The organism is Stenomitos rutilans, assembly GCF_059505485.1.
Map to the genome: position 1 here is coordinate 1 of NZ_JCACKR010000101.1, position 18,816 is coordinate 18,816.

Sequence of the window (18,816 nt, forward strand, 5' to 3'; positions counted from 1 at the left end):
ACGCAGCTTCTTCCAGCTTAATTTGCTCTCGTTGAGGTAACAAAAGAGGGATTAGTTAGCGATTCAAACGCTTTCTTAGCGACCGTTTCTGCCCGCTGTGATGTTACTTTTTGGTAGCGCAAAGTCGTCTGAATGTTCTGGTGTCCCATCAAGGCTCGGAGTTCCTCAATGCCCATCAAGCCCACTCGTTCGGTAGCAAAGGTGTGGCGGAGGTCATGAATCCGAATGCCTTTCAGGGTTGCTTCCTGGGCAATGAGGTCAGTCCAGTCTTGATGTGCCATGCGGTAGCTCAAGCGGCTGACTTCCAGCGTAAAAGGTTGCTGCGCTGTAAACAATGCCGCACTGCTAGAATGCCTTTGATAGCGACAATAGCGTTCTAATGCTTTTGCGGCAGCTTCACTGTAGAAACACCAACGTTGCTTGTTGCCTTTACCCAGTACCTGAAACTTCCGTTGTTCCAGGTACAAGTCTTGTAGGTCGAGCGCCAGGATTTCGGCAATTCTTGCACCTGTATGATGCAGGAGATAGACCAGGGCATTCAGTCGTAAATCAGAGGCGACTGCACGATACAACACTACAAGTTGTTCAGGCGTCAGATAACGAATGACGGTATCGCTCCGATGTTCGCCTTTCGCTTGATCGGGTTTGCGACGTTTCAATTGCGCGATCGGGTTGGCTTTCAGATACCCCTGCTCCACCGCGAAGTTAAACAATGCCTGGATAATGGCTTGATGACGGTGATGAGTGGTATAGGAAATCGTAGTCAGATTATTGAGATAGTCCTGTAACGTCTGTCGGGTCAAGATTTCGATGGGCGATCGCCCATACTCTTGCAGTAGGGGCATCAGCGTCGATTCATAAGAGCGCAAGGTTGTACGAGCCAAGCCTGGGCGCTGCAAAAAGGCGGTTGTGACTGTAGCAAGGGAAGTAGTCATTTACCTTAATGGATGTGGTCAAAATGACACCGAAACTGAACAAATAATATAGTCTTAAGAGAAATAGATTTACATCTACTTCAATGCCACTTTTACAACCAGAACTGGCTCCAAACCCGGAAGAAACCCTGGCAAATTACGTCCGGCGAGTGCGGATGAGCCTGGGTCTGAGCCAGAAGGAACTGGCAGAGCGAGCAGGGGTTCATTTACAGAGTGTAGGCAAAATCGAGCGGAGGCAGACGACTCGGTTGAAGCAAGGACCCAAGAGCGGCTTGGCTTATGCCCTGAGTGTCCCTGTGGAATATCTGGATGCGATCTGTAAGGGCGTGGCGGTAGAGGCGATCGCCTCCCTCAAGTTCTGCCCCCAATGCTGGGTGCCGGGAACACCACCTGATCCTATGTGGACACACCCGCGTGCCAAGCACTGTTTTGCCTGTGGGAGTCCGTTGCGCGATCGCTGTGGCAGTTGTAAGGAGCTGATCGTGTCGCTCAAATTCCGCTTTTGCCCTTTTTGTGGAAAATCCTACAAGGATACCTGAGTTGCAAATCTCCTAGGCAGACACGAAATAGAAAAGCGAACCTTTTGTCATGCATGGTTCGGTAGAGCTTGCTGTGGCTTACTCCACATTAATGGGGGTATTGGCCCAACTGTAGAAGTCAGGAGCTAGCTTGATCATTTTGTGTATCGTCTCGTCATTCACCCAAAGCACCAATGGAAAACGAAAGGTGCTACGAAACTCATTTCTCATCTGGTTAGTAGCAATCAAAAACTCATCAAGGTGAGTCAAGGTTTCCAGTCCAAACACGATCAAGCATTGTGACGGATGCTCGTTCTTCTGGAGAGCCGAAAAAAGACTCCTGGCCGTTTCGGGTAAAACCAAGATTTGGGGTTCGATCGCATAGTCATCCCTCAAACTCTGGAGTGCTCGTTGCTTCAACGCGTCATCGTTACAGCGCACCAGAATTAGAGAAAAGCGATCGGCGGGTAAAGAAATAGCTCTTGCTAGGCTTCTCAAGGCTCGTCCATTTGGAAAAAGGCGTTGCTCTAAAGGGTTACCGACAACGTTATAACTGCTCAAGGAGATTTCTGAACGCTTTGCCATGATATGCGCTGAAGACTGAAGATGTATGGCTGCAACAGCGAGTTTTACGCTGTAACCAACATCAATTACTAAAAACATTGTTCCCCTGATCGGTCAGTAAATCAGGAGAAGCTTATGAAGTACGGCAACGTAAGCCGCAACTTCTATAGAAGTTGATGAGCTTCTGCCCAGAGGCGAAGACAAAGATTATGAGGACGCCAGTCCGGAGTCGCGATCGTAGATTTGCCCTGACTGAAAAAAGATGCCACCGGATTCTGACTCAAATGCCCTGATGCTAGGTCAAACGAACCTTACCAAACTATTCCCTGCGAGAAAGCATTGCACCCAAACGACTGTACTACAAGGCAAGTCGTTCGCTTATTTTAAGCCATCTTGAGTTCATGTCCAGCAAAATTTTGAGCTGAATCAGGGAATTTAGCTTCTAGACTCAGAGTCCCAAAAGAAGCAGAAACAATCGAATCTACCCATATGCCTCTGATTCACAGTTTTGGCAATCCAGGAGTTTTGTAAAGAAAATTTAAATTCCTTCGGGGAAGCTTCGATCATTCCGGGTATGCAGACACCTGCCAGAAAGATGAAGTGTACTGTTCCTGAATCGTCTTTCGAGTCATGCAAAGCCTACTGAAGCGTATCCTTATTGTCTTAATTGGAATTTTTGCAGTTTGTAGTATTTCAGCCTGTTCCGCTGAATCAGTAGCTGATCAGCCATCTGAGACTTCTCAAAACGTGGCATCGGTCAATTCAGCTAAGGCAGCACAGAACGCAGACTCTAAAAGTCAAAAACCAAGGGAATGCAAAAAATTTCTTGCCTGGTATATTGAAGAGCCGAAGCCTGCCCCTAACTTACCTGGAGGACGGACTTGCTGCAAGGATATCAACAACGACGGTGTATTAGATTGTTCTGCTCCGAAAAAACAGGGCTAAACCTTGTCGAATTAAAGTTATCTAACTTAGGATGACTATTTCTATTGTTGATACTTCTCACATAGCGGTGCTTCCCACTTACGATGTTCTAGCTCGTCTTTCTGCACATGAGTGCAACCAATATCCAATAGACGATTTAACAACGCATTCAGTTCCTCTGCTTTAAGCTTCTCTAAATTTCTAGAAATATCAGCTCTTGCTGCTGGTCTAATATTCTTTTCGGAAACAGCTTTAGAGATTGTTTTTTGCATTTGTCTGATTATCTTTTTAGAAGTCTCTTCAGGGTCTTCTACTTTAAAGGTCTGCTCATCAAAAGAGTAACGTTGCCTAAGAAGGGTGCAGGCTTTTAACATTTCTACCAAGGCTGCCTGTGAATTTCCATAGTAAACAAGATCCGTCGCATAATTGCTATATGAATCAAGTGTGCTTCTATATTGTGAATCTAGAAAGCTACTGATTTCATCATTTTTATTCTGAATTTGAGATTGAGAAATCATGGATACTATCGCAAAGCTAGATATTGCAAATAAGATACTATAAAGAAGAAGCCGAGTTTTTCGACCTTTTTCAAGTGTGAGTTCAGCTTCAACGCGCTTCTGGCTTTCTTTAGCAAATTTTTCCTGTTCCTCTGCGATTCCTTTTTCTAATTGAGCAATTTTTAGACTTTTCTCAGTTTCTTCTAGTTGCTTGCGCTTTATCTCAAGTTCCTTCACCAACTCATCAATTCTGGGTTGTTGTTTGCGAATGAAGGCAACGAGATAATCATGAACGAGTTGATAACGGTCTGCCGGAGTTTCAGGGAGCAGAAAAACTAATCCCGACTGTCTAAAGATCTCAAGGACTAGATCCAGTTTTTGGGCTTCCTTGAGCAAGTCTTTTTCTAACGCTTTTAAGTCTGTTTCTAGTTCATCACGAGTCTTTGAGGGGCGTGTGTTGTTTTCCCCTGTGAGTAAGTACAAGACAAGTCTGGCGGCATTCTCGTTCTCTGCTCCGCAGTCTCGAATAACTCCTTCCAGATAGTTCTGAACCAGGGTTTCTTTTGGGCGATCGCCAAGCAAGCGATACTGTTCAAACGTTCTGATTTTTTCTTCGTGAAGCTGTGCGCCAACAACCTGCAATTCAATGGGACGAATTTCACCCGTCTCTCCGGTCAAATCTTGAACGAGCTGATTAACCAGTGCTTCCTCTAGCGTCAAATGCGATCGGTTTGTCAATCCCTGGATGATTCTCCTGGTATCTTCAGACGAGAAGTTTCTCAGTTCATAGCGATGATCTTTGCTTAAAATGTTGTCATTAATAGGCTTCAAATCATCGTAATGCTCCCATTCCAGCAAGTAATGTAGATAGTCTTCTCTTAGAGAGAGAATGATTTTGATGAATGGAATCTCCAGACAGGCACTCAGGAATTTGAAAAATGCTTGTCGCTCATGGGGATGAGGACAGGAAAAGAAGAATTCTTCAAATTGGTCGAGAATCAAGACAGACAGAAAGTTACGGTCATCATTATTGGAAAGTTGTTGGAGTAGAGTAGCAGGAGAATGAGGAATGGTGATGGGAATGTCTTTTCTTTTTTGAGTTTGTTCGCCTAGTTTTTCGCCTAATTTGTCAACCCAGTTGCTGTAACTACGCAGTAATACGACTACAACATCACGAGCTTTAATCGGTTCTGGCTCTAAGGTTGGAATTAAGCCTGCCTGGATCAGTGAACTTTTGCCCACACCAAGTTGCCCATGTAAAATCGTCAATTTGCAGTCATCACGAGAGACGCGCTCCAGTAAGCGATTCACATCTTGTTGCCGTCCAGAAACAGCAATTTCTTGAGCAATTGTGTCTGTATTTGGTGCGCTGCTTCTTAATTGACGATGGGACTGTAACCTTCCTGCACCGATAAATGCTCGAAGCCCATACTGGCTTTCAATGCTCAATTGTTCGCGCTTAAACTGGAACGCTTTTTCATACTGTTTCTGTTCAAAATAAAGTGTCCTAAGCCTTTCTAAGATATGAATATAGAGGTGGGGATTATCTTGAGACGAAATTTGGTTTCGCGCTTGTTCCAGCGATCGCATTGCTTCATGAGGCTGGTTCAGATGGTGCTGTGCTTCTGCCAGCAAAACCCAGTATTTGGCTGGGGACGGTGGTGGGCTGATGGCAGCAGACTCCAGGCTCTGAAGTGCGGCTTGAGCATGGCGACTCGCCGCCGGGTAGTCTTGCAAGTGCCAGAGTGCAATCTCGGAAAGCAACCCGTTAGCTTTGGCTTGTTCAACTGGAGACGGGTAGATGTGATGTAAGTCTTGGGCTTCTTGGACTAGGGTTTGCAGTTCTACCCAAGCACTTAAGCCTTTGAGTATCTCTCCCTGATACCCAGTGAATTTTGCTTTGAGATCACGGCGGTTGGTCGATTCAAAAGCAGCAAGACAGTCCTGAAAGTAAGTCCTGGCAGCTTCCAGATGGGGAACTTTGAAAGCTGCATCAATTTCAGCCCATCGTAAAGAACACAGCCCCAGATACAACAAGGCTGCGCCTTGCCGTTCCAGGTCGTTAGCTTGCCGCCAAAACGTTAAGCTATCGTGATATTTCTCGATCGCCTGCTCGACGTTATCTTCTGCATAGTCTGCTTGTCCGAAGAGGAATTGGAGACTGGCCATTAAATCCGGCTGTAGAGCACTATTTTGGGTCTGTAAGTCTCGAAGTGCCGCTTCCACTTCATGGCGGCGTGGTAACGCTGATAGCTGGTAGCGAAATAAATCGTCGATCGGCAACAGGTGATGAGGATGTAGGCTTTCGGCGAAAGCGCGATCAGCTTGCTGGCGCAAAAAGCTTCTCAGTTCTGACGATGATGGCTGAAAGGAGATGGGACTGGATGCCCAACTGTAGAAATCAGGGGCTAACCGAACCAACTGAGTCAAAACCTCATTCGTAACCCACAGCACCAATGGACACGCCAAGCTTTTGCTGAACTCATCTCGCACCTGATTGGTTGCTAATAACAACGTGTCAAGGTTTTCAACGGCTTCTAAGCCGGAAATAACGAGCGCTTGCGGAATCGCATCACCCAGTTCAGTTTTAATCGCGGTGAAAAGCGTTTGAGCCGCTTTTGAAAGAACAATTTCTCGAACTTGAAGGGTCTCTTGTTGATGCAACTGCTGCATCATCTGCGATCGCAGACTGCTGTAGTTACAGTGAGCCAAAATCAAGGAAAAACGTCCTCTTGCAAGGGTCATCGCTCGAAGCAAACTTTTGAGCGATCGCTCATTTTCCATTGATATGGCTGCGGAAGAGGGTAAGTCCACCATGATCTATCTGTACGTCATTACGCTTGAGCTTGAAGTTTGCGAAATTTTTCAGTCTCCCTCAAAACCGGGTTGACATTGAACCATCGCCCTTGCTGGTCATCATGATATTCAAAGACAAAGAGACTCCGTAGCAGAGTTTGATGCCCTGCTTCACCGCTTACCCCCTGTTGCTGAATCACCTGGTTGAGCAGTAACCACTCTTCATCACTAATTGCCAGCGTGAGGCTGTCACGGTGTTCTCGAATAGCTCTTTCTAAACAACCGCTAGAGATGGGCGGGTCATCTTCCTGGAGACAACGGTATAGCATCCCTAACAGATTACGAATATGACCACCGCTGATACGACACAGACGATCCAGGGTTTCGGAATTTTCAAAAATCTGAGGAGTGAGTTCTGTTCGTCGGGCTGGATCAACCGTCGGGAATGCCCGCGTCAAGACTATTTGCCTCAATAAGTTCAGTCCTTCCAGATGTTCACTGCCATCTCGGCACTGCACTGGTACCATCGGCAGCATTTTGGGCGACACTCCACCGCCAAAGCGGTTGGTAAGCGCCTGATATTCGTTTGAAAAAATTAGCACCAGAGGAATGGTGTAAACCACATGGCAATTGAGTTGGCGCAACTGCTCTCCCCGATCTACGAAGAGATATTCTGGCTGCGTGCGATCGCCCACGACAGGACGGTTGTCTACACGGTCTAAGTTATCTACAATCACGACAAGCCCCTGCTTGCCTTGCTGTTTGAGTCTCTCAGTCGCCAGACCCAGGACTTCTTTGTTGAGAGCTTCTAAAATACTGCGCGTTCGTGGCTCTAAATACTGCCGCAAGCGACTGCGTAATTTAGGGCTTTCTTTGGTTTGCGCGGTGACTTTGCCCAAACCCATCGGTAAGGAAAACTCCACATCAGACAGTTCAATTGGTGTTTGTAAAATATCAGCCAACTCATTGAGTAGCCCCTTAAAGTAACTTGGTCTAAGTCGGATACCCGCTTTCTCCAGGCTTTCAGAAACCTGACGAATAATCGCCAGTAAAATATCAGTCACGTCTACGTCAGCCATATCCAAGTCTTCTGTAGACTCGAAATACACAACGTGAAAGCCTTTCTGTTCTAAATCTGCTTGCAGCCTACGCAGCTCTGTCGATTTACCACAACCAATATGCCCCGTGAAGAGCTGGCAGCTTGGTTGATTCGTCCGGGCTTTGAGGAGAATGGTGCGCTCTAACGCCTCAATGATTTTGCCACCGCGTACAGAGGCAAAGTCAATATAGTACTGACGATCCTCTGGTTTCCCAATAATCAGTGTTCTGCTTGGATCACAAGCCTCAAAAAAACTAAGGAAATTGAAGTCCATAATGAGCGAGGTAGATACACGTTTGTCTTCAGGAACTAAATTCAAAGAATCAACAGGGACTTCTTTAGCTCTGGACCATAAACGGACGTTGAGGCATCAGCAGGAATCCTCAAAATTTTGTATCCAAAGCTTAAATCTTAGTTTAAGTGAGATTTCTGCAAGCGAACGTGAATTGTTCTAGAGAATCAGTGGGAAGGACAGATAAACCCCGCGTCACACGCTCGATCTCCTTCAACGCGTCTTGAATCAGCACGTCTTGAAAGCGAGCGATCCCCCTTAACCTTTCAGGTGACACGGCTGAATATACTTGACGAAGCAGGCGAATAAAGCAGCGGATCTTGAGTAGCCGCCTGCTTCAAGAATTTAGTCAGCTTTACGCCCAGCGTGTCGTACTCTACCCATCCCAGTTTTGCTTTGATTCCATTGAGTAGCGTGACTTCCTGAAAGTCGCCATGCTTTTTCAGCACCTCGGCAACAGCCTGGGCATCACTTGCAGGTTTAGACAACTCATTCAGATTGGCATACTTGCCAATACCAATGACCAGGGCATATCGCTTCATGCTTAGGGTTGTGGGGGCGATCGCTGAAGAACTTGACCATCACCATAGCCCAAAAACTTCTAGAAGTAGAAATTAACGTTGGCTTCTGGCGATAGCACATTCCAGCAGGTTAACTTAGATGATGCGAGCGCCTGTAAATCTTGCAAAACGACAGGAAAGTCATGTCGTTTTGAGAGGAGAATCAACAGGAAACAGATCGTGTAATTTGGCATGAGAGGCACTAAAGCGTCTAAGCTTTGAGAAATACTCTTCCGAGTAAAATGATCGCCCGATGTATCTCTAGTCCGGGACTATTCATGAGCAGCGGTTCGACACGTAAGAAAAAAGCAACTTCTCCCGCTCAAGCCATTGTGTTGGATGAGCCAGAGGGGCAGGTGCCACTAGAATCAACATTGTATGTCGAGCGTCCGCCGATCGAAGCGCGTTGCTATGAGGCGATCGTGAAGCCTGGAGCACTGATTCGGATTAAAGCACCCCGGCAAATGGGGAAATCTTCGTTGATGCTACGCATCTTGCATTACGCAAGTGAGCAAGGCTATCAAGTGGCATCTATTAACTTTCAATTGCTCGATCGAGACTCCCTCAGCAGTCTTGACCAGTTTTTGCAATGGTTCTGCACCAGCTTGACTGGGGAACTGAACCTGGACGATCGCTTAGCAGACTACTGGAAAGGAGCCGTTGGCTGCAAAAACAAATGCACGAATTACTTTCAGCGCTACCTGATGCCGGAATTGCAACGTCCAGTGTTGCTGTGCCTGGATGAAGTGGATGAGGTTTTCCAGTATCCCGAAATTGCCACAGACTTTTTTGGGATGCTACGGGCATGGCATGAAGATGCCAAGATTAAGCCGATTTGGAAGAACCTGCGGCTGGTGATTGTCCATTCCAAAGAGGTGTATATTCCCCTCAACATTAACCAGTCGCCGTTTAATGTGGGAGTGCCGATCGAGCTACCGCAGTTGACCCAACCTCAGGTGCTGGATCTGATCCAGCGGCATGGCTTGACCTGGATAGATGCTGAAGCGTTGCAATTTATGGACATGGTGGGTGGGCATCCCTATCTAGTGCGGGCAGGGCTGTATGCCATCGTCCGAGGTGAGATGGCGTTGGCACGTCTGTTGCAGATTGCCCCCACGGAAGGTGGGTTATATGGCGAACATTTACGGCGGCATTTGCTGAACCTGGAGGGAGATGAAAAACTGCTGGCGGCGATTAAGCAGGTGGTAGCGGTGGATCATGCTATTTCGATCAACACCAGTGATGCCTTTAAGCTTACGAGCATGGGGCTGGTGCTATTTCAAGGGAGTGAGGTGATACCGACCTGCGATTTGTATCGCCGTTATTTTCGAGAGCGTTTAATTGAGACGGATGCCGCCTACTTGAATGCAGAGCGTAGCAAGAGCGTAGCGGCACCAGCCATCGTGACGGAAGCAGCGCCCAGACAAACCAGTCCTACCGTTCAAGCAGCGCCAGAAATCTATCTCTCCTACGCTTGGGGCGGTGAGAGCGAAGAACTAGTAAATCGGCTGGATGCCGCGTTTCAAGCAAAAGGCGTCACCATCATTCGCGATAAGCGCAACTTGGGCTACAAGGGTCTCATCAAGGAGTTTATGGAGCAAATTGGTCGAGGTAAGTGTGTGGTGACTGTAATCAGCGATAAGTATCTCAAGTCGCCCAACTGTATGTTTGAGCTGGTGCAGATTGCTCAAAACGGCAGGTTCTATGATCGCATCTTCCCGATCGTGCTAGCTGATGCACAAATCTATCGACCGATCGAGCGCATCAAGTACATCAAGCATTGGGAAGAACAGATTAAGGAGCTTGATGAAGCCATGCGGGGCGTGAGCGCTGCTAACTTGCAAGGCTTTCGAGAGGAAATTGATCAATACACTCAGATTCGCAATACCATTGCTGAACTCACAGGCATTTTGAAGAACATGAACACGCTCACGTCAGAGATGCACAGTCAATCTGAGTTTGAGGATCTCTTCCAAGCGATCGAGCAGAAGCTAGTGGAGTAGGGCGATGACTGACTCTGCGTCTACTTCAGATTCAATGCATTCAAGCCTGTACGACTACCAAGTGGGTGGGAGTCTCCCAGTCGATGCACCCACCTATGTACGACGAAAAGCGGATAATGACCTTTACAACGCGTTGAAAGCAGGCGAGTTCTGTTATGTGCTGAACTCAAGGCAGATGGGTAAGTCCAGTTTGAAAGTGCAGACAATGCAGCGGTTGCAGGCGGAAGGAGTAGCGTGTGCTGCGATCGATCTGACACGCATTGGCACCTCGGATATGACCCCGGAGCAGTGGTACAGCAGTGTCATCGACAGTATTGTTAGCAGTCTCGATCTCTACGAGACGTTTGACTTTTATACCTGGTGGGAAGAGCATCAACTGCTCTCGTTTGTACGACGGTTTGACAAGTTTCTGGAAGAAATATTGCTGGTAGCGATCCCTCAACCGATCGTCATCTTCATTGATGAGATTGACTGCATTCTCAGCTTGCCGTTTAAGCTCGATGACTTCTTTGCGTTGATTCGCGAGTGTTATAACCGTCGGGCTGAAAAGCCAGCCTATCAACGCCTCACGTTTACGCTGCTGGGTGTCATGACGCCTTCAGACTTGATGCAAGACAAGCAGCGAACACCGTTCAACATGGGTTGCGAGATTGAATTAACGGGATTTCAACTAGCGGAGACAGAACCGTTATGGCAGGGTCTAGTCCATGTTGCGCCCTATCCGTCTGCGATTCTTGGCTCGATCCTTACTTGGACAGGTGGTCAACCTTTTTTAACCCAAAAGCTTTGTCGTTTAGTGGTGAGTAACGCAGGCAAAATTCCGATGGGGCGCGCTAGCCAGTGGATTGCCCAACTAGCGCAGACGCATGTGATTGATCATTGGTTGCAGCAGGATGTGCCAGAGCATTTGCTCACGATTCAAAACCGGATTACCAGTAGCAGAAGCTTTGGGCGACTTTTAGAGCTGTATCGTGACGTGCTGCGCATGAAGGGAGTCGCTGTTAACGATAGTGCCGAACAGACCGAGCTGCGCTTATCGGGACTGGTCATGCGGGAAAATCATCAACTGCGGGTGACGAATCAAATCTACGCGGCGGTCTTCAATCAACGTTGGATTGAAAAGTACCTCTCTAATCTTTGCCCTCATCGATCGGCGATGGAAGCATGGATCGAGTCAGGCTATGATGACTCACTGCTCTTGCACGGTCAGGCGCTGGCAGAGGCAAAAGCTTGGGCAGCCAGTCGTTCGCTCCCGCAGCAAGACCATCAGTTTTTACTCGCGAGCCAGGAGCACGAGCGGCAAAAGCTACTCAAAGCGCTGGAGTTAGAAAAGCAGGATAAACGGGCGCTAGCCGCTGAGAAAACCGCAGTTACAGCAAAATTGCGGCGGGCACAGTGGTTGGTGAAGGCGAGTCTAGTCGCGTTGATTTTGTTGGGAATCGGTTTGGTCGTGGCAGTATTGGTGCTAACGGTCTTTTGGGTGCGTCGGTAAAGGTGGTAGAAGTTTGGTCATGTTGGGGCAGTAAGGAGTTTTAGCCTGTGAACGCAAAACGCTTGTGCTTAGAAACCGTGGAGCGATCGCCATGACTGATCAATCCCCTTCCTACCACCTACCACCTACCACCTACGACTACCAGGTCGGTGGCAGCCTTCCAGTTGATGCACCGACCTATGTGCGGCGACAAGCTGATGACGACCTTTACAACGCCTTGAAAGCGGGAGAGTTTTGTTATGTACTGAACTCGCGGCAGATGGGCAAGTCGAGTCTGAAGGTGCAGACGATGCAGCGGTTGCAGGCGGAAGGGGTGGCATGTGCCGCGATCGACCTGACCCGCATTGGCACGTCGGATATGACCCCGGAGCAGTGGTACAGCAGCGTTATCGATAGCATTGTTAGCAGTCTGGATCTCTACGAGACGTTTGACTTTTATACCTGGTGGGAGGAGCATGGGCTGCTGTCATTTGTACGGCGGTTTGACAAGTTTTTGGAGGAGGTGCTGCTGGCAAGCATTCCCCAGCCGATCGTCATTTTTATTGATGAGATTGATAGCGTCCTCAGTCTGCCGTTTAAGCTGGATGACTTTTTTGCGCTGCTGCGGGAATGCTACAACCGTCGGGCTGAACACTCAGCGTATGGGCGGCTGACGTTTACCCTGCTGGGTGTAACCACACCATCGGATTTGATTCAAGACAAGCAGCGAACTCCGTTTAATGTAGGTCACCCGATCGAATTGATGGGCTTTCAATTACAGGAAGCGCAGCCCCTCGCCCGGGGACTGACCCTTAAATCCAATGACCCTAATACTCTGATGCAAGCAGTGTTGAACATGACGGGAGGACAGCCGTTTCTAACTCAGAAGGTCTGCAAGCTGATATTGAATGCGGAGGATGCACCATTCCTAGGAGAAGAAGTCAATTGGGTTGAAGATTTAGTGAGAAACAGGATAATTGAAAATTGGGAGGCACAAGATTCTCCCGAGCATTTGAAGACAATTCGTGATCGAATTCTTGGAAATCAAAGAAGGGCTGTTCGCCTGTTAGAACAATACAGGCTGATTCTAAACCAGCAAGATATAGCTGCCGATCAAAGCTCTGAGCAAATGAATCTTAAACTGTCAGGATTGATCGTTAACAGGCAAGGAAAATTGCTTATTTACAATCAAATTTATAAACATATATTTAATGAGCATTGGATAAACCAACAATTGGCTAATCTGTTAATCGATAATCGAATTAGTGTAGTTATTGAAGAAATCAAACAAGCTTTAATCGAAGGAAGGCGATTAATTGGAGATATTCGCAACCCTGTTTATATGATACGAATTCCTTACCTATGGCTGGAAAAATATCCTTATCTGCCAGGTCATTCACGTTATCCTAGTGATGCTCTAAGCCACGAAGAAAAGCAGGAAATTGAAAAGAAGCTGGAAGAGTTTTTGGTCGAATCTCCGAATGCACAGATACTTAATATGCCGCAGCTTGTGAACATTATTAAGGCTCTATATGCTATAGCTCAAATAGAAGACGTACCGCAGGAATTACGAGAAGTTTTCAATGAGGATGTAGCTCAGCGGGTAATTGGTCAGCTAGTGGCTTCCGGTACTGTAATACAAACTAGCACCTCTTCGGGTGTACTTTATTATTTGTTAGCTAGTATGTCATACTCACCAACTGATGACAAAGAACGAACATATGTTCTTGTCGAGGATACTGCTCGTTACTTCCGGTTGCTTAGAAATTGGCAACAAAGGCAGCCAGAAACTATGCGTTTTCTAGAGTCTTTAAATATGTTGCCGGAGAAGCTTGATCAAGCTTTCGTTGAACTTGATACGATGATTCGTACTTGGGCAGATAGGTATCATGATTCGAGTGGTTCACCAGTGGTTTTTCAAGCAGTAATAGGTAAAAATATTGACAACTCATAATGTTGTGAGAGCTATCTCTTCACATTATCTCTGTATGCAAACTCTTTAAGAAGTACAGTAATCAAATCGCGGCCGCGTTCTTCGTGAAGCTTTACAAACCTCAGTGCAATACAGTTAAGACAGGGCTAAAGGGAGCGCCGATCATGACCGTTAGTAAAAGCCATGCCTACTTCACACCCGAAGACTATTTAGAAATTGAACGCATTAGCCCCATCAAACACGAATACCTCCAGGGGCAAATGGTAGCAATGGCAGGAGCCAGTAAAGCTCATGTCATCATCGCAGGCAACCTCTCCGCCCTTCTCGTCAATCACCTATGCGGCACAGGCTGTCTTTCCTACACCTCCGACATGAAAGTCCGCCTGCCTACCCTCAACCTTTTTTACTACCCCGATCTGGCAGTGACCTGTGATGAGCGTGATCGTCGCTCCGACGAAGACTTTATACTCCATCCCAAGCTCATCATTGAAGTCCTATCCGATTCCACAGAAGCCTTTGACCGAGGTGATAAGTTCGCTGATTACAAGTCAATCTCAGAATTTACCGAATACGTTCTGATTCACCAAAAGCAAATTTTGGTCGAGCGGTTTCAGCGTAAATCTGATAACTTGTGGATTCCCCAGGTTTATCGAGCCGGAGACACGATCGAATTTGCCAGTATTGGCTTTACGTGCGCGATCGAAGCCCTCTATGAAAACATTGCCCAGCTTTTGTAGGGCTTGAGAAGGATTTTAGGCGTGACAGCCATGTTGAAGCGATCGCCCATCTCATCCAGTTCTCTTAATTCTCTCCTGATACTTCACCATCGACGTGAACCGCATTCCACAGTGATGGCATTTCCCATCTGTCCACAACGCCGGAATCTGAAAAGGCTTTTTGCAACTGGGGCAGCGCTCCAGCAAACGCAGCGGGTGATGGGGACAAACCGCAGCAATATCCTTGTGCTGCCACGCCATCCGATGACAGGGTACCTCAGCATAACAAGCCCCGCAGAGCCGAATGGGGCGAGGCTGTAACGTCATCCCTCGACTCGGCAACATGTCTTGTAGTCGTCCGGTATCCAGTCCAATTAAGCGGGCGATCGCACCCAATTCTTCTTCTGTGGGAAACGGATTAAAGTAGAGCTTCTCCCACCGCACTGTAATGCCCCCAATGCCCGTCGCCTGCCCTAGCGCATGAGCCGAAGGCAAACTATTCGCCTTCAAGCGTCTTAGCCGCCCTAAGTAATGGCTAATACTCTCATGCTCCAACGGTTCCACAGACCCTAGTCGGGGCAACATCTCATCAGGCTGACTCATCGCAGACTCTCCTTTCAGAACGATCGATGCTCAGCTTTCACCCAACTCTGGCTTCTTTCTGGCTTCTGGAGGGACATAGCGCTTGCCATGACGACTGGCAATGTTATGCAAAATCGCCTCATCAACCTTCCCATGCCCCTTTTTCAGCGAGTGCAAAACGGCCTTGGTCAAAAGCTTAATCAACGTACCCATGTGGGCTTGTGTACTGGCTGCCAGAATCTCAAAGAGAGTCCCTTGTGCCAGATTGGAGGCTTGAGGGAGCGCCAAAAGATCAAGTTCGATCGTCCGTAGAGTTTTCTGAAGGTCATCGTAGTCCAATTTGTCAAACTCAAACAGTGTCGGAAAGTAGGTCAATAAAGCGGCATTTTCTAAATTATCATCGAGGTCCTGATCACCGATGAGGATGACAGGCACTCCCGACGCCTCATGAAGCTGCTTCAGGTCAACTAACGCCTCCCATTGCAGATTCTTGGCATTGTCAACCAGCAGCAACTCAATGCCAAAGGGCTCTAAACAGCCAGCTAAGCGATCGCGTAAATCATGCCGCCTGCCCCTCGGAGCGGCATGCTTGATATCTTTAAGAATTTGGGAAAATAACCGCTTAGAACTTGAATTTGACCATGCTTCGACATGTGAAACCCTTTTTCTATCCTCTTCTCGGTAATGTTTCGACGATCGACTCTTACCCACACCCATAGGACCAATGACTCGGCCACATTGTTTCAGCAGGCGCGATTCGTCCAGCCATCGAAAGTATTGCGAGGCGCGATCCGTTGGGATAAACGCAGTCTTGAAGAGCTCCTCGATCGCAGCTGTTTTAGCGATCACATCAGTTATATCTAGCTGAGGAGCCAAAACCTCTACCGGAACCTGAACTGCCAATTCTGATTGTGCCATGTCTTACCAAATCCCTTTCAGTGTTTGATTTTTGGGAATAATTAGCCGATGTCGTTCCTCTGAAGAAGGAGCGGAAGCCGCAGTCTCAGAAATCTGGGGTGGAGGAACAGCCATTTTTGAGGTTTGGCTACTGGCAAAAACAAGGTTATGTTGTTCTTCTGCCAAAAGACCCGCAGGTTTAGAAATGCCTGGAACTGGTGCAGGATAATGAGGTTTCAGTTGTTCAGGAGAAATCCTTGCAGGTAGCAGCTCCATCGGCTCCGCCTTGCTAGTAGATTTGCCTGCCCGCGTTTTTCGCATATCCACCACATTCGAGCTTTGCTTGCTCTTTTCTCGCAGTTTTCTCTGCTCTGAGTGTTGTCGTTCCTTCTTCTCCTGCTTTCGTTGCTCTACAAGCTTCTGTCGTGTATCCAGAGCCAGAAGCGCATCGTAATTTAAATGTTCGCGCCTAGCGTTACTTCGTACTTTATTCAGTTGCTTCAATTCATCCAGGCTCAAATCCTGGGTATCCATATTGATGGCGTGAGCGTAACCAATAAACTCACTTGCCCCATCGCCAGCTTGGCGATAAATATACAAAGTCAAAATGTGTTCGGGGTCGTAAGTCAAAGTGACGTACTCACCCTTCAGCGATCGCAGTTCTTCACAACAGTAGGTCAGATTCTCAAAGTAAACAGACCCATGCGCCTGAACAACCCGTTGTTCCTCCTTCATCAAGCAAATATCTAAATCACGTTCATTCAATGGTTCAGGCAGTTTGTTTCCCATCCCCTTAAGCCAACGTTCAAAGCGGGTTTCACGTGGATCTTTGGGATAGGGCTGATGGTTGTAGTCGTCACAAAAGTAACCTGCCAAGATTTTGTCAATATCTTCAATGGATAGACAAGCTTCCTTTTCTGCCCTTTCTGCTCCACCTTCTTCTTTGGATATGTATCCTGGAAGGGGAGCTAGAACCTCGGTGTTAATAGTATTGAAGAGCCGCTCAACGATGCCACCTTGGGGAGGGCGATCGCGCAATTCGCACTGAAATCCTAGCTTCTTACTAATGGCTTTAATGAGCTTTGATTTACTCAAGTCCTTTCCACCATCAGTGAACAAATATTGCAGTGGTGCTCCATAGATCCAAGGCTTACTCAGTTCATAGTCTGGAGGAAACCTCTTGGGCAATATCGCATGTCTCAAAGTGAGAGCAACTTCATGCGATCCAGGCTGTTTGTGCCACAGATGATAGCCAACCAAGCAACTTGAAAAGGTGTCAACAACTGTGGTCAGCCAGGGTCTCCAACTCAATAGTTTGCTATCCTTATCCACCATCCGAATATCGAGCTTCGTATGGTCACACTGGATAATTTGATTGCTGTAATCGGCTCTGAGCAATTTCCCATCTCGCGTTTCAACAGCTAACCAGGAACCTGCCCCCGGATTGCGAACTCTTTGTTTCCGTTTCTGTCGTTCGACAAGAGGTTTCAGAATCCGGTAAATGGTTGCCGGATGGGGATAATCGCCTTCTTCATGCCGCAGATCAATCACAGCATGGCGCTGTACTTCGCGTATAACATCAGCAGGTTTGAGAGGATGCTTATCCTTGAGGCTTTTCTCGTAAACTTCCCGGATGTAGTTCTGCCAATAATCATTAATGCGGTGTTGACCCTTGTCAGAGCGTTCAATCCCTGCGGTTTCGCGTAACCGTTCCTCGTTGTAGTGATTGAGCATTCGCTCGACCTGACGAATTGATATATCTAGAGTGTTGGCGATCGCCTGCTTCCGCTCAGATTTAACCTTCCGGTTGAGCGACCTAGCCAACCACTCAACAAGGCGAAAACGTAGCTTTTGCGAATCTGCTGCTTCAAGCAGGATTTTGGAGGAGTCGGTGTCGAAAGCGTGATCGCTTAGCAAAACCTCATCACAGTCGAGTGCAACAGATCCTAATAATCCAACCTGGCAATCATCCATAGGAGCACGCCTTTGATCTAGGAAGATTGGTAAAAATGTACCATTATCTTCCTGAAGAGACTAGATACTGCGACATGAAATTTGCGAGTTATGGGGGAGCGTTCTTTACAACCGCCTCCGGACAATTCCTAATACCACGTTCTTACCCAGGGTTGATTGGCTAACTTTGTCCAGTTAGCGTGTACACAAGTCAAAGAGGCGAATCATTTATAAAAGACGACACATAATTTGCGAAGCGAGTTTGTGTAGAAAAGCGACATTTAACTTGCGAATCTGACTCTGCGACACACAGCTTGCGAATCTACTTAAATGTCGCTTTTCTGGCAAAAATCCCTTAGATTACCTGTGAGCAGTTGTTGGAAGTCGTTTGTGTCTTGCAAAAACAAGCTACGAAACGCGACATCTAATATGCGAATGTACAACGGGGTATCCCGACACGCCCCAGTATCATAAGCTGGCTCAAATGAGAGCCTCTGAGATTGAGCGGAATATTCTCTAAGAACGATTTGATCTAAAACAGGGATTGAAAACACAGGAAAAGCGTAAATTTCCCTGCAACTTGAAAGTTCAAGGAATTTTGTAAAGAATCAAGCCCGCAAATGTCTTTTAATCGTGATTTGGGTTTGTAAATCTTGAATAGCAAGGGATAGGTGATACCATCGATCACTGCACAGGCATTCACACTGACTATCCCATTAGCAGTTTTGTTTAGATTGCCAATGTACTGTTTGGCAACATAGTCAGTTGTGTTGCCTTTCTTGACATCTCTTTCATCAATACACAAGCTAATCGATCGAGTCCCAATCTGTTGTCGAATCAGATGCAACCGAATGACTCTGGCTTGTTCAACCTTCCACATTCCATCGCGCAGAAAGTGATGGAAGCTTTGTCCATCTTTGAGTCCAGTGATTTTGGCAATCTCCGGTAGCGTTTTATGTGGCAAAGGACTAAAAATTCCAACATGCAGGTGCTTGAAGCATTCGTACAATCGAACATCGGCAAAGATCGACCGATATTGAAGGCAATAGTCATCAATAAACCCATCGTAACTGTTG

Annotated in this window: 14 protein-coding genes and 1 pseudogene; 6 read left to right on the forward strand and 9 right to left on the reverse strand. The window is 47.2% G+C overall.

All coding sequences use genetic code 11. The features are described 5' to 3' along the window. Positions 1-17: 17 nt before the first annotated feature. A complete protein-coding gene (locus AC5JLP_RS20025; RefSeq protein WP_496069709.1) occupies positions 18-935 on the reverse strand; it encodes a tyrosine-type recombinase/integrase in 918 nt (305 codons plus the stop codon). Positions 936-1,018: 83 nt separating this feature from the next. Here AC5JLP_RS20025 and AC5JLP_RS20030 point away from each other — a divergent pair, with 83 nt between their 5' ends. After that, positions 1,019-1,474 (forward strand): double zinc ribbon domain-containing protein, encoded by a 456-nt coding sequence (locus AC5JLP_RS20030; RefSeq protein WP_496069710.1) that lies wholly within the window; start codon positions 1,019-1,021, stop codon positions 1,472-1,474. Between the two features lie 78 nt (positions 1,475-1,552). On the opposite strand, the gene AC5JLP_RS20035 is transcribed toward AC5JLP_RS20030, so the two are convergent. Next, positions 1,553-2,038 (reverse strand): hypothetical protein, encoded by a 486-nt coding sequence (locus AC5JLP_RS20035; protein WP_496069711.1) that lies wholly within the window; start codon positions 2,036-2,038, stop codon positions 1,553-1,555. 609 nt (positions 2,039-2,647) lie between these two features. On the opposite strand from AC5JLP_RS20035, the gene AC5JLP_RS20040 reads away from it, so the two are divergent. Next, complete coding sequence (locus AC5JLP_RS20040; RefSeq protein ID WP_496069712.1) at positions 2,648-2,962, forward strand: hypothetical protein; 315 nt, start codon at positions 2,648-2,650, stop codon at positions 2,960-2,962. Positions 2,963-3,003: 41 nt separating this feature from the next. On the opposite strand, the gene AC5JLP_RS20045 is transcribed toward AC5JLP_RS20040, so the two are convergent. From AC5JLP_RS20045 to AC5JLP_RS20055, 3 genes are all read right to left on the reverse strand, one after another. Next, complete coding sequence (locus AC5JLP_RS20045) at positions 3,004-6,255, reverse strand: nSTAND1 domain-containing NTPase (RefSeq protein WP_496069713.1); 3,252 nt, start codon at positions 6,253-6,255, stop codon at positions 3,004-3,006. Positions 6,256-6,272: 17 nt separating this feature from the next. Next, on the reverse strand, positions 6,273-7,607 hold the full coding sequence (locus AC5JLP_RS20050) for a P-loop NTPase fold protein (protein ID WP_496069714.1): 1,335 nt from the start codon (positions 7,605-7,607) through the stop codon (positions 6,273-6,275). 284 nt (positions 7,608-7,891) lie between these two features. After that, positions 7,892-8,167 carry a caspase family protein gene (locus AC5JLP_RS20055; protein WP_496069715.1) on the reverse strand — a complete coding sequence of 92 codons (276 nt, stop codon included), beginning with the start codon at positions 8,165-8,167 and terminating at the stop codon, positions 7,892-7,894. 296 nt (positions 8,168-8,463) lie between these two features. On the opposite strand from AC5JLP_RS20055, the gene AC5JLP_RS20060 reads away from it, so the two are divergent. The 4 genes from AC5JLP_RS20060 to AC5JLP_RS20075 all read left to right on the forward strand — a co-directional run bounded on the left by AC5JLP_RS20060 (position 8,464) and on the right by AC5JLP_RS20075 (position 14,329). Next, positions 8,464-10,188 (forward strand): AAA-like domain-containing protein, encoded by a 1,725-nt coding sequence (locus tag AC5JLP_RS20060; RefSeq protein WP_496069716.1) that lies wholly within the window; start codon positions 8,464-8,466, stop codon positions 10,186-10,188. A 4-nt stretch (positions 10,189-10,192) separates the two neighbouring features. Further along, positions 10,193-11,680, forward strand: coding sequence for an AAA-like domain-containing protein (locus AC5JLP_RS20065; RefSeq protein WP_496069717.1), 1,488 nt, complete (start codon positions 10,193-10,195; stop codon positions 11,678-11,680). Positions 11,681-11,771: 91 nt separating this feature from the next. Then, positions 11,772-13,613 carry an AAA-like domain-containing protein gene (locus AC5JLP_RS20070; RefSeq protein WP_496069718.1) on the forward strand — a complete coding sequence of 614 codons (1,842 nt, stop codon included), beginning with the start codon at positions 11,772-11,774 and terminating at the stop codon, positions 13,611-13,613. Positions 13,614-13,756: 143 nt separating this feature from the next. Further along, the gene (locus AC5JLP_RS20075) at positions 13,757-14,329 is read left to right on the forward strand and encodes a Uma2 family endonuclease (RefSeq protein ID WP_496069719.1); all 573 of its coding nucleotides are present in this window, start codon (positions 13,757-13,759) and stop codon (positions 14,327-14,329) included. Positions 14,330-14,380: 51 nt separating this feature from the next. Here AC5JLP_RS20075 and AC5JLP_RS20080 read toward each other — a convergent pair whose 3' ends face one another. From AC5JLP_RS20080 to AC5JLP_RS20095, 4 genes and pseudogenes are all read right to left on the reverse strand, one after another. Then, positions 14,381-14,911: a TniQ family protein gene (locus AC5JLP_RS20080; protein WP_496069720.1), complete on the reverse strand. Its 531-nt coding sequence runs from the start codon at positions 14,909-14,911 to the stop codon at positions 14,381-14,383. Positions 14,912-14,941: 30 nt separating this feature from the next. Next, on the reverse strand, positions 14,942-15,808 hold the full coding sequence (locus AC5JLP_RS20085; protein ID WP_496069721.1) for an AAA family ATPase: 867 nt from the start codon (positions 15,806-15,808) through the stop codon (positions 14,942-14,944). Positions 15,809-15,811: 3 nt separating this feature from the next. Beyond that, complete coding sequence (locus tag AC5JLP_RS20090) at positions 15,812-17,761, reverse strand: transposase (protein WP_496069722.1); 1,950 nt, start codon at positions 17,759-17,761, stop codon at positions 15,812-15,814. A 604-nt stretch (positions 17,762-18,365) separates the two neighbouring features. After that, positions 18,366-18,797 (reverse strand): annotated as a pseudogene (locus AC5JLP_RS20095) (transposase); the annotation flags it as partial. Between the last annotated feature and the right edge of the window lie 19 nt (positions 18,798-18,816).